The 12,254-nt window shown below is 72.9% G+C and carries 8 protein-coding genes; 7 read left to right on the top strand and 1 reads right to left on the bottom strand.

Going from position 1 to position 12,254, the window contains the following annotated elements; translation table 11 throughout:
• Positions 1 to 111: 111 nt before the first annotated feature.
• Positions 112 to 4,455, top strand: a complete 4,344-nt coding sequence (locus tag OG403_RS25985) for a beta-N-acetylglucosaminidase domain-containing protein (protein ID WP_329568382.1) — start codon at positions 112 to 114, stop codon at positions 4,453 to 4,455.
• Positions 4,456 to 4,613: 158 nt separating this feature from the next.
• Positions 4,614 to 5,237, top strand: coding sequence for a hypothetical protein (locus OG403_RS25980; RefSeq protein ID WP_329568380.1), 624 nt, complete (start codon positions 4,614 to 4,616; stop codon positions 5,235 to 5,237).
• A gap of 121 nt (positions 5,238 to 5,358) precedes the next feature.
• On the opposite strand, the gene OG403_RS25975 is transcribed toward OG403_RS25980, so the two are convergent.
• Positions 5,359 to 5,976 carry an HNH endonuclease gene (locus OG403_RS25975; RefSeq protein WP_280688765.1) on the bottom strand — a complete coding sequence of 206 codons (618 nt, stop codon included), beginning with the start codon at positions 5,974 to 5,976 and terminating at the stop codon, positions 5,359 to 5,361.
• A gap of 390 nt (positions 5,977 to 6,366) precedes the next feature.
• On the opposite strand from OG403_RS25975, the gene OG403_RS25970 reads away from it, so the two are divergent.
• The 5 genes from OG403_RS25970 to OG403_RS25950 all read left to right on the top strand — a co-directional run bounded on the left by OG403_RS25970 (position 6,367) and on the right by OG403_RS25950 (position 12,254).
• Positions 6,367 to 7,503, top strand: coding sequence for a mechanosensitive ion channel family protein (locus OG403_RS25970; protein WP_442910986.1), 1,137 nt, complete (start codon positions 6,367 to 6,369; stop codon positions 7,501 to 7,503).
• 193 nt (positions 7,504 to 7,696) lie between these two features.
• Entirely contained in the window at positions 7,697 to 8,884 is a 1,188-nt protein-coding gene (locus OG403_RS25965) for an ROK family transcriptional regulator (RefSeq protein WP_329568376.1), read from the top strand.
• A 76-nt stretch (positions 8,885 to 8,960) separates the two neighbouring features.
• Positions 8,961 to 10,343 carry an extracellular solute-binding protein gene (locus OG403_RS25960; RefSeq protein WP_442910985.1) on the top strand — a complete coding sequence of 461 codons (1,383 nt, stop codon included), beginning with the start codon at positions 8,961 to 8,963 and terminating at the stop codon, positions 10,341 to 10,343.
• Positions 10,344 to 10,350: 7 nt separating this feature from the next.
• Positions 10,351 to 11,349 carry a carbohydrate ABC transporter permease gene (locus tag OG403_RS25955; RefSeq protein WP_329568372.1) on the top strand — a complete coding sequence of 333 codons (999 nt, stop codon included), beginning with the start codon at positions 10,351 to 10,353 and terminating at the stop codon, positions 11,347 to 11,349.
• 2 nt (positions 11,350 to 11,351) lie between these two features.
• Entirely contained in the window at positions 11,352 to 12,254 is a 903-nt protein-coding gene (locus OG403_RS25950) for a carbohydrate ABC transporter permease (RefSeq protein WP_329568370.1), read from the top strand.

Raw genomic sequence — 12,254 nt, 5'->3', positions numbered from 1 at the left:
TGGGCTGGGGCCGCGAGGTCAGCGGGTTCGGTAGGGGGCCGGGGAAGCCGTCGTCGCACGCCCGTCGATCACCCCGTTCGGCCGTCCGCCCCCGGCCGCGAGGAGGACCCCGTGCCGACCCGTGTGTCCGTCGCCGCAGGTCAGCGGCTGCGGCAACAGCTCGAAACCAGCCCGGTCCTGCGTGAGGTCCTGCACCATCCCGCCGTCCACGTCACCCGGCGGGCCACCGCCCGCACCGCCCGCCTGGTCGCCCCGCGCGCGGCGGACCGGCTGATCGCCGACTTCAAGGGCACCGAGCCGCTGCTCGCCGCGGTGCGCGGACAGCGGCAGCCGAACGGAGAGACCGTCACCGGCACCGGTACCGCGCATCCCGAGACGCTGGGGGCACCTTCCGGCCGAAGGCTGGGGGACTACCGACGGGCCACCCTGCGGATCGCCGCCACCCTGTCGGCCGCCGCCGTGATCAGCGGACTGGCCGCCGCCGCGCCGGCCGGTGCGGTGGCCGGGGCCTCGGCCTCGTACACGGTCAGCGCTCCGGTGCGCACCCCGCTCGGCAGCCTGACCAGTCCTCAGGTCTTCCCGCGCCCGCAGCAGCTGACCCCGGCCGGCCGGCCGGTGACGGTGCCCGCCCAGGTGACCCTGGTGCCCGGCGACCAGGCCGATCCGGGCGCGCTGGCGGCGGTCCGCGAGGTGCTCGGCGAAGCGGGTGCCACCAGCGTGGTGGTCCCCTCCTCGCTGGTGCCGGGCGCGCCGCTCCCGCCGCCGGTGGCCGGCTCGCTGGTGGTCTACCTCGGCGGCCCCACCGAGCAGCCCGACCCGGCCACCGCCCAGGCCCTGCAGGCGCTCGGCGCGAGCGACCCGACCGGCCTGCCGGCCGGCGGCTACGTGCTGGCGACCGGTCAGCTGCCGACCGCGGGCGGCTCCTACGGCGCGGTGGTGCTCTCCGGGGTGGACGCCACCGGCACCTTCTACGCCGCGCAGAGCCTGCGTCAGCTGCTCACCGCCGTGCCCGCCGGGCAGGGCCAGAACGCGGGCGGCTACGGCTTCCCCGGCCTGACCATCCGCGACTGGCCCACCGGGGCGCCGCTGCGCGGGACCGCCGAGTCCTTCTACGGCACCCCATGGACCACCGCCCAGCGGCTCGAGACGATCGACTTCCTGGGCCGGACCAAGCAGAACTTCTTCCTCTACTCCCCCGGTGACGACCCGTACCGCCAGAACCAGTGGCGCGAGCCCTACCCGCCGGCCCAGGCGCAGGACCTGACGGCGCTGGCCGCGCGGGCCAAGGCCGACCACGTCACGCTGGGCTATGCCGTCTCCCCCAGCCAGAGCTTCTGCTACAGCTCGGGCAAGGACCTGGACGCGCTGATCGCCAAGCTCTCGGCGATGCGCGACCTCGGCTTCGGCGCCTTCCAGCTGCAGTTCGACGACGTCAGCTACGACGAGTGGCACTGCTCCGCCGACAAGCACGCCTTCGGCACCGGCCCGGCCGCCGCCGCCAAGGCCCAGGCGAAGCTGGCAGCCGCCGTCCAGCAACGGCTGATCGATCCGGACCCGGCGCTCGCCTCGCTCTCGGTGGTGCCCACCGAGTTCCACCAGCAGGGCGCCAGCCCGTACCGCACCGCACTGGCCGCCGGGCTGCCGAAGGCGGTGCAGATCGCCTGGAGCGGGGTCGGGGTGATCCCCGGGAAGATCACCGCCGGTCAGACCGCCGACACCGGGCGGCTCTTCGACCACCCGCTGGTCACCATGGACAACTACCCGGTCAACGACTCCACCCCGGACCGGCTCTTCCTGGGCCCCTACACCGGGCGCGACCCCGAGGTGGCGAGCCGCTCGGCGATGCTGCTGACAGCGGGCATGCAGCAGGCCACCGCCTCGCAGATCCCGCTGTCCACCGCCGCCGACTACGCCTGGAACCCGGCCGGTTACCAGCCCGACGCCTCCTGGCAGTACGCGCTGCGGGCACTGGCCGCCGAGGTGACGCCCGCCGCCCCGGGCGCGCCGGCCGCCGCCACCGACACCGGTGCCGCGCTGGCCGCGATCAGCGCGCTGGCGGGCAACAGCTCCTCCTCGCCGCTCTCGGCCCAGGAGTCGGGCTACCTGACCCCGCTGCTGGACGCCTTCTGGTCCGCGCTGCAGCCCACCGACGGCGGCACCGTGGACCTCGGCAGGCTGCAGCAGGCCGCCGACCCGCTGCGGGCCGCCTTCGGCACCATGGCCGGCGCCCCGGACGCGCTGCGCGGCGCCGGCTCGACGACCGGCTCCAGCCCGAGCACCGGCTCCGGGTCACCGACCGGCTCCAGCTCGCCAACCGGCTCCGGCTCGACGACCGGCTCCAGCTCACCGACCGGCTCCGGCCCGCTGGCCGAGGAGGCCGGCCCCTGGCTGGACCGGCTGAGTCTCTACGGCAAGGCCGGGCAGGCGGCCCTGGACATGCTGCTGGCCCAGCACCGCGGCGACGGCGCCACCGCCTGGCAGGCCCGGGTGCAGTTGCGCGCACTGCGCGACCAGCTCGCCGCGCAGGGGCCGGTGACCGTCGGCGCCGGGGTGCTCGACCCGTTCCTGGACCGGGCCACCCAGGCGGCCGACAACTGGTCGGGGGTGAGCGCGGGCCAGCTCAGCCCGACCACCAGCATGGGCAGCGCGAACGGCCACCCGTCGGCCCTGATGACCGACTCCGCGCCGGACACCTTCTACTGGAGCTCGGCCCCGCCGCAGCCCGGTGACTCGTTCGGCGTCGCGCTGGGCGACGGGCGTCCGGTGGCCTCGGTGACGGTGCGGATGGGCTCGACCGACGGCGCGGCGGATCCCGGCACCGACGCGGCCGCCGCCACCGACGACTACCTGCAGGACGGCGTGCTGGAGTACGTCGGCGCCGACGGCGTCTGGCACCAGCTGATGACGGTGCACCAGCAGAAGACGGTCACCGCGCGGTTGCCGGACGGCGTGCTGGTCAAGGCGATCCGGCTGCGGGCCACCAAGACCCAGCAGACGGCCGTCGCGGTGCGCGAGTTCAGCGTCACCGCGCCGGACAGCGCCCACCTGACCGTCTCCGGCGGACCGGCCGCCGCACCCGGCTCCTCGGTCGACGCGGTGCTGGACGGCGACCCCGACACCGCCTACCGGGCCGCCGCCGCGCCGACCGCCACCGACGCCCCGCTCACCATCGACCTGGGCGCGACCCGGCCGCTGGACCGGCTCACCGTGCTCACCGACCCGACCGTGCACGCCACCGCCACCGTGTCGGTGCGCAAGCCGGACGGCAGCTGGAGCGACATCGGCACCCTGAACCCCGGCTACAACGAGCTGCCGGCCGGCGGCCAACCCACCGACGCGGTGCGGCTGACCTGGCAGCCGGGCGGCGACGCGCCGGTGGTCAACCAGATCGTGCCCTGGTACGCGGACACCCCGGTGGCCCGGCTGACCCTGGCCGACCCGGAGCTGGACGTGATCGCCGGTGCCCCGGCGCCGGCCCAGACCCAGGCCGTGGTGGACGCGCTGCGCCCCGACGGCGCGACGGGCGAGCTGCAGGCCGCCGCGCCGGCCGGGGTCCAGGGGATCACCGTCGCCTCTGCCACCGCCCCGGGCCGGCCGGGCTCGCCGGTCAGCGTGCCGCGCGGCGGGCGGGCCGGCACGCCGGTGCAGGTCAGCGCGGCGGCGAGCACCCCGTCCGGGACCTACCAGGTGCCGGTGAGCTTCACCTCCGGCTCGGTGGCGCTCCAGCAGACGCTTCAGGTGCACGTGGTGCCGCCGACCGGCGGGCCCGATCTGGCGCCGGGCGCGACGGCCAGCTCCTCGGGCGACGAGACGCCCAGGTTCCCCGCCTCGGCGGTGAACGACGGCGACCCGACCACCCGCTGGTCCTCACCGCCGGTGGACAACGCCTGGGTGCAGTTGCAGCTGCCGCAGGCCGCCCACCTGGGCGAGGCGGTGCTGCACTGGCAGGACGCCTACGCCAGCGCCTACCAGCTGCAGACCTCGGTGGACGGGAAGACCTGGACCACGGTGGCCACGGTCGCCAACGGGCACGGTGGCACCGAGACGGTGCGGTTCGACGCGCCCGACGCGCGCTACCTGCGGATGCAGGGGGTCAGCCGGGCCACCAAGTACGGCTACTCGCTGTACGGGATCGAGCTGTACGCGGTCACCGGCCCCGCCGGCAGCGTGCCGCCGCCCGCCCAGCCACCGGGCGCCGTGCCCGGCACCCTGCCGACCCCGACCGCCGGCGGGGTGCCGGGCACGGCGCCCGGCAGCAGCCCGACGCCCGCGGTGCCGGTGCCCACGCCCGTGCCCACCCCGGTGCCGACGCCCAGCCCGGGCGGGGTGCCCACGCCGATACCGACGCCCAGCCCGGGCGACGCACCGACGCCGGGGCCGACCGGCACGCCGGCCGACGGCCGGGGCGCCGACGCCTCACCCGGTCCCGGGGCGACGCCGACCTCGACCCACTGAGGGCAGCCGGTCACCGGGCCGGCGGACGCGGCCTCCCCCGTGCGGGGGAGGCCGCGTTCTCACCTTCGGCGGCGATCCGCGATGACCCGGGTGCTCGGCAGGATCTTCCCTGTCAGCAACGGCCGGTAGCAGCCCGGCAGACCCGGAAGGACCCCCCGATGACCGCCGCCGCCAGCCCCCTGGTCGCAACCCCCGCAGGCACCTCCACCCCCGGCAGCACCGCGGGCCCGCACCGGCTCCACCGCACCACCTGGCTCACCGCCCCCGCCCTGCTCGCCGGGTACGGGCTGATCCGGCTGATCCCCGGCGCCAAGCGCCCCGGGATCGGCTGGACCAGCGGGCACAGCGCGCTGCTCGCCGGGCTGCTGCTCTTCGGTCTGCTGCTGCACCGGCTCTACCGGCTCACCGCCGAGCGCGGCCGGATCGCCGCCCCCCTGGGCCTGAGCCTGTCCCTGGTGGGTCTGGCCGCCTCGCTGGCCCAGACCTCGATCGACCTCTACGTGGGCCTGCGGACCTCCACCAAGGCGCAGCAGAACCACCTGTTCGCGCAGATCCAGGCCCACCCCGGGGTCCTCCCGGCGGTCTACCAGATCGGCCCGCTCTTCTTCTACGTCGGCCTGCTCGCCCTGCTGACCGTCCTCGCGGCCCGCCGCCGGCTGCCCGTCCGCAGCCCGCTACTGGTGCTGGCCGGCACCGTGGCGATGGCCGCCTCGCTCGACCTGATGCCGGTCGGCGCCGCGCTCTACGCCCTGGCGCTGGCCCCGCTGCGCCGGGCGAACTGAGCCGGCGTCCCCTCGGTCAGGGCTCGGTCGTCAGTGATGGCGCCCGACCATAGCGGTGGGCCGGCGGTGCGCTCACCCGAGCGCACCGCCGGCCCATGAGGCTCCGTTCGGCCCTCGCTGGTCAGGCGGTGAGAGCCTCCGGCTGCTCATCGCGGTGGACGGGACGGGACCGGCCCAGCGGAACCGGTGCTCCCGCGTGGTCGGTATGGTCGTGGTGTTCGAAGTCACGGAACTGGTCCGTGCCGCCGTAGGGCTCCAGGTAGGGCCGCCAGCGCGGGTCCCTGATCCCGGTGCCGATGATGCGCCAGGCGAGCCCGCTGGGCGGGGCCGGAGGTCGCTTCATCCGCCACCCGAGCTCGGTCAGGTGGCGGTCGGCCTTCATGTGGTTGCAGCGGCGGCAGGCCGCCACCACGTTGTCCCAGCGGTGCTGCCCGCCGCGACTGCGCGGGATCACGTGGTCGACGCTGGTAGCGGCGGCCCCGCAGTAGACGCAGCGCCCGTGGTCACGGGCGAACAGGGCGCGGCGGGTGAGCGGTACTGGCCCGCAGAACGGCACCCGGACGAACCGGGTGAGCCGGACCACGGAGGGCGCCGTAACGGCGCTGGTGGCGCTGTGCAGAGTGACACCCGAGTCCTCCAGGCTGACCGCCTTGTGGTTGAGGACGAGGATGAGGGCGCGGCGCATCGATACGACACCGAGTGGCTCGTAGGACGCGTTGAGGACCAGGACATGCGGCACGGATGCCTCCTTGGACGCCTGCGGCGCGTGGCTCGCGCCGGGACGAGCGGATGACCGCGCATCGCTGCGCGATCACCCCCAGTGTCGCCTTACGACTTTGTACGGCGCCACCACTACCGGGTAACAGGCCGAAGAGGCTTCGGCTGCCAGCGGTCGCACTGATCTCTATGCCCAGCGACACACCATGTCGCACTCGAACGGCCGCCATGACGCCGCTGAGCGGCTCAGGAAGATCACTCCGATGGGAGATCAGGACCGGTCCAAGATCCCCCGTCCAGGAAACGGCGGGGAAACGGGGGCGTGGACGGGCGCTAGGCTGAGGTGCACGGTCCGCGCGGGCGGCGTGTCCGCACGGGCCGTCCGCGTGCCCCTCTGCAGGAAGGTTCCACCGTGAGCTGGCCCGGTCCCCCGGCCCTTCTCCCCCTGGCCGCCGCCAGCCCGCCGGCCACCGTTCCCGAGCCGCCGTCGCTGCGGCTGCCCACCAGCGCGGACGACGTGACCACCAGCGCCAAGCAGACCGCGTCCTGGCTGGACGCCAACTGGGCGAGCTGGGTCGAGGGCGCGCTGCGGATCGTGATCATCGTGGTGCTGGCGCTGCTGCTGCGCGCGGTGGTGCGCAAGCTGATCGCGCAGTTCATACAGCGGATGACCCGCGAGCCGGAGACGGACACCGAGACGGTCAGCCGGCTGGGCGGACTGCTGGTCAACACCGAGCGGCGCCAGCAGCGGTCCGCGGCGATCGGCTCGGTGCTCAGCAGCGTCGCCTCCTTCACCATCCTGGGCACCGCCGCGCTGATGGTGCTCTCGGCGCTCGGGATGGACCTGGCACCGCTGCTGGCCAGCGCCGGGGTGGCCGGAGTGGCGATCGGCTTCGGCGCGCGCAACCTGGTGACGGACTTCCTCTCCGGGGTCTTCATGATCATGGAGGACCAGTACGGCGTCGGGGACGAGATCGACACCGGGGTGGCCAGCGGCACGGTGCTCGAGGTCGGCCTGCGGGTGACCAAGCTGCGCGGCGCGAACGGCGAGATCTGGTACATCCGCAACGGCGAGGTGAAGCGGATCGCCAACATGAGCCAGGGCTGGTCGACCGCGACGGTGGACGTCCAGGTCGGCTACCGGGAGAAGCTGGAGCGGGTCACCGAGCTGATCCTGCGCACGGCCGAGGACTTCGCCCAGGAAGCACCCTGGGACGAGCTGCTCTGGGAGCCGGTGGAGGTGCTGGGCGTGGAGTCGGTGGCCGCCGACACCGTGGTGCTGCGGGTGCAGGCCAGGACCATGCCGGGCAAGGCGACGCTGGTCACCCGGGGGCTGCGGCAGCGGCTGAAGACCGCCTTCGACGATGCCGGGATCAAGCTGAAGGAGGAGGTCGCCGGCGCTACCGCGACCGCCGCCGTGATCCCCGCCCCGGCGGACGCGCTGCCACCCTCCGCGCTCTCCGACCCGGCCTCGGCCCGTTCGCTGGCCACCCGGCCGATACCGGCGCCCACGCCGGAGGAGGTGCAGGCCTTCGGCAAGCTGCCGTAGGCCTGATCACCCACCAGCCCCGCGAGCCCCGCGACCCGTTCCCCGGGTCGCGGGGCTCCGTCGTTTCCGCACCGTGATCTCGAAGTGGGCGTCGAAGCCATTGACACCCCAGGAACTGTTAGTAAAGTTTCCAATCATCGCGGGGCCGCCACCACCCCCGCAGCACCACCGCCGATGGAGGAGGATCAAGCTCGTGACCGACACCACCAGCACCCCCCGCCCCGGCACCCCCAGCCGACTGCGGGCGATCAACGACCGGGCCGCACTCGACCTGCTGCTCGAGCACGGCCCGCTCTCCCGTACCCGGATCGGCGCCCTGACCGGCCTGTCCAAGCCCACCGCCTCCCAGCTGCTGGCCCGCCTGGAGGCGGCCGGACTGGTACTGCCGGTGGGCACCACCGCGGGCGGCCCGGGGCCGAACGCGCAGCTGTACCAGGTGAACCCGGCCGCCGGGTACGTCGCCGGCCTGGATGTGACGACCGGTCAGATCCGGTTCGCGGTCGCCGACATCACCGGCCGCACGGTGGCCGAGCACCTGCTGCCCACCCCTGGGCGGCAGGCGGCCGGCACCGTGGCGCGGGTCACCGACGGGCTGGCCGAGACACTGCGGCAGGCCGGCCTGGCGCCGGACTGCCTGAGCGAGGTCACCATCGGCACCCCCGGCGCGCTCGACCCGGCCACCGGCAAGCTGCGCTACGCCCCGCACCTGCCCGGCTGGCACGACCCGCAGCTGCTCGACGAGTTGCGGGCGGCACTGGGCACGCCGGTGTCGATCGAGAACGACGTCAACCTGGCCGCCGTCGCCGAGCGGGCGCTCGGCGTGGCGCGCGGCTGCGAGGACTTCGTGCTGCTCTGGGCCGAGGAGGGCATCGGTGCGGCGATCGTGATCGGCGGCCGGCTGCACCGGGGCTTCACCGGTGGCGCCGGCGAGGTCGGCTACATGCCGGTGCCCGGGGCACCGGTGGTCCGCAACGTCCGCCGGGAGAACGCCGGCGGCTTCCAGCAACTGGCCGGTGCCAACGCCGTGCTGGCGCTGGCCAAGCAGCACCGGCTGTCCGCCCGGTCGGCCCAGACGGCGATCGAGCGCGCGCTGGCGACCCCGCAGACCGGGGACGCGTTCCTCGGCGAGCTGGCCGACCGGCTGGCCACCGGCCTCGCCGCGATCGTCGCGGTGATCGACCCGGAACTCGTCGTGCTGGCCGGCGGGATCCCGACCGCCGGCGGCGAGCGGCTGCGCGAGCTGGTCCAGGAGCAGCTCACCGGCCTGGCGGTGCCCCGCCCCAAGCTGCTCAGCAGCACCGTACCGGGCTCTCCCGTGCTGCACGGCGCCCTGCACCACGCCCTGACCGCCGCACGGGAAAGGGCCTTCACCACCGCCTGACCCGCTGCCCGATCATCATGAACTCCCTGCGCCCACCAGCACTGCCTCCCCCCTTCCCCCACCGGGGCGACGGGCAATGCCGCCCGCCCCCGTACTCCCTGGAGGACGCGTGTCCCACACCCGTACCCACCGGCTCTCCGCCGCGATCGCGCTGAGCGCGAGCATCGCCCTGCTGGCCACCGCCTGCACCGGAACCGACTCGAGCGACTCCGGCGCCGACGGCTCGGCCAGCGGCAAGGACGTGACCATCACCTTCTGGCACGGCTGGAGCCAGGACAACGAGACCAAGGCGATCAACGCCAACATCGCCAACTTCGAGAAGCTGCACCCGAACATCCACGTCAAGGTGGTTGCCAACATCTCGGACGACAAGAGCGAGCAGGCGCTGCGGGCCGGCGGGCCGGACGCCCCCGACGTGGTCTCCTCGTTCACCACCGACAACGTGGGCAAGTTCTGCAGCGACAAGATCTGGGTCGACCTCACGCCGTTCCTCAAGCAGGACAACATCGACCCGAAGGCCACCTTCCCGGCGCCGATGCTCCAGTACAGCGGCTTCCAGGGCGACCAGTGCTCGCTGCCGCTGCTCGGCGACGCCTACGGGCTCTACTACAACAAGAAGGCCTTCGCCGCCGCCGGGATCACCGCACCGCCCAAGACGCTGAGCGAATTCGACGCCGACGCGGCGAAGTTGACCATCCCGAGCGGCGACGGCTACCAGCAGCTCGGCTTCATGCCGGATTACCACGGCTACGAGTCCGCGCCCGCGCACTACCTCGCCCAGTGGGGCACCGGGTACTTCGACGCCAGCGGCAACTCGAACCTGGCGAACGACCCGACGGTCAGCCAGATGCTCAGCTGGCAGAAGAACCTGGTGAACCAACTCGGCGGCTTCGACAAGCTGGAGAAGTTCCGGACCGCCTTCGGCGACGAGTTCAGCGCGAAGAACCCGTTCGAGACCGGCCAGGTGGCGATGGCGATCGACGGCGAGTGGCGGACCCAGTCGATCTCCGACGACAACTCCACGGTGGACTACGGCACCGCGCCCTTCCCGGTGCCGGACGCGCTGGCCAGCACCTACGGGCGCGGCTACCAGACCGGCACCATCATCGGCATCGCCCGGACCAGCACGAAGCAGGCCGCCGCCTGGCAGTTGGTGAAGTACCTGACCACCGACACGGACGCGGTGGTGAGCTTCGCCAACGCGATCCACAACGTGCCGAGCACCATCGCCGCGCTCAACTCGCCGAACCTGACCGCCGATCCGAACTTCAAGACGTTCCTGGACATCGCCCGCAACCAGTACTCCTCGACCACCCCGGCCAGCATCAACGGCGGTGCGTACCAGGTGAGTCTGCAGAACTTCGCCTATGACGTGGAGAGCGGCAAGAAGACCGATCTGGCAGCCGGCCTCAAGGCCACCGACCAGGAGATCGACGCCGCGATCGCCCAGGCGAAGTGACCGCGCGATGGCCCTGACCACCTCCGCCGCGGGCAGCTCCGCCCCGAGCAGCTCCGCCCGCCCGCCGGTGCCCGCGGCGCTGCGCCGCAAGCGCCGCCGGGAGACCGCCCGCACCCTGGCCTTCCTCTCACCCTGGCTGATCGGCTTCGGCTTCTTCTTCGCCTACCCGCTGATCTCCACCGTCTACTTCTCCTTCATGAAGTACGACGGCTTCACCGCCCCCGTCTTCACCGGCCTGAAGAACTGGGACTACGTCTTCAACCACTACCCGTTCTTCTGGCAGGGCCTGGGCAACACGCTCTGGCTGGTGCTGGTGATGGTGTCGCTGCGGGTGGTCTTCGGGCTGGGGATCGGGCTGCTGATCACCAAGGTGAAGAGCGGCGCGGGCTTCTTCCGCACCGCCTTCTACCTGCCCTACCTGGCCCCGCCGGTGGCCGCCACGATCGCCTTCGCGTTCCTGCTCAACCCCGGCACCGGGCCGGTCAACCACCTGCTCGGCGCGCTCCACCTGCCGCAGCCCGGCTGGTTCAACGACCCGACCTGGTCCAAGCCGGCCCTGACCCTGCTGGCCGTGTGGGGCATCGGCGACCTGATGGTGATCTTCATGGCCGCGCTGCTCGACGTGCCGCAGGAGCAGTACGAGGCGGCCGAGTTGGACGGTGCCGGGCCGCTGCAGCGGTTCCGCTACGTGACCCTGCCGAACATCTCGCCGATCGTCATGTTCGCGGTGGTCACCGGCGTGATCCAGACCATGCAGTACTACACCCAGGCGATCGTGGCCGGGAAGGTGGCCAGCGGCGTGATCGGCGGCTCCGGCGAGCAGTTCGAGCCCGGCTACCCGCACGGCTCCACCTGGACCCTGCCGCAGATGGTCTACAACCTGGGCTTCCAGCGCTTCGACACCGGCTCGGCCTGCGTGGTGGCGCTGATCCTGTTCGCCCTCTCGATGGCCTTCACCAGCCTGCTGCTGCGCCGCCGGGCCGGCTTCGTGACGAGCGAGGACTGACCATGACGCTGACTTCGACCCCCGCGCTCGCCAAGCCGGTCGGCTCCACCAGGCACGGTGACGCGGTGCGCGCCGCCCGGCGCCGGGCCGCGCTGCACTGGGTGGCCGTGCACTCCATGGCGCTGGCGGCGGCGCTCTTCTTCCTGCTGCCGTTCGTCTTCGTCTTCCTCACCTCGGTGATGACCGACCGTCAGGCGCTGACCTCGGACTTCTGGCCGCAGCACTGGCAGTGGAGCAACTACGCCAAGGTCTGGCAGACCCCCGGCTTCCTGAGCTGGTGGCGCAACACCCTGGTCTACGCCGGGGCGGGCACCGCGCTGACCATCGCCTCCAGCCTGCCGGTCGCCTACGCGCTGGCCAGGTTCCGGTTCCGCGGGCGCAACCTGGCGCTGATGGCGGTGATCTCGATGATGATGCTGCCGCCGCAGGTGACCGTGATCCCGATGTACCTGTTCTGGGCCAAGCAGATGCACCTGACCGGGACGCTCTGGCCGCTGATCATCCCGATGGCCTTCGGCGACGCCTTCTCGATCTTCCTGCTGCGGCAGTTCCTGCTCACCATCCCCAAGGAGTACACCGAGGCGGCCCGGGTGGACGGCTGCGGGGAGCTGCGCACCCTGCTGCGGGTGATCCTGCCGATGGCCCGGCCGGCGATCGCGGCGGTGGCGCTGTTCCAGTTCTTCTACTGCTGGAACGACTACTTCGGGCCGCAGATCTACGCCAGCGAGAACCAGGGCGCCTGGACGCTCAGTTACGGCCTGGAGTCGTTCAAGGGCGCGCACCACACCAACTGGAACCTCACCATGGCGGCGACGCTGCTGGTGATGGCGCCGGTCATCGTTCTCTTCTTCTTCGCACAGAAGGCCTTCATCGAAGGCGTGACCCTGACAGGAGTCAAGGGCTGA

This window comes from Kitasatospora sp. NBC_01266, from assembly GCF_036242395.1.
In the GTDB taxonomy this organism is placed as follows: domain Bacteria; phylum Actinomycetota; class Actinomycetes; order Streptomycetales; family Streptomycetaceae; genus Kitasatospora.
This window is presented reverse-complemented; position numbering and strand designations above follow the sequence as displayed.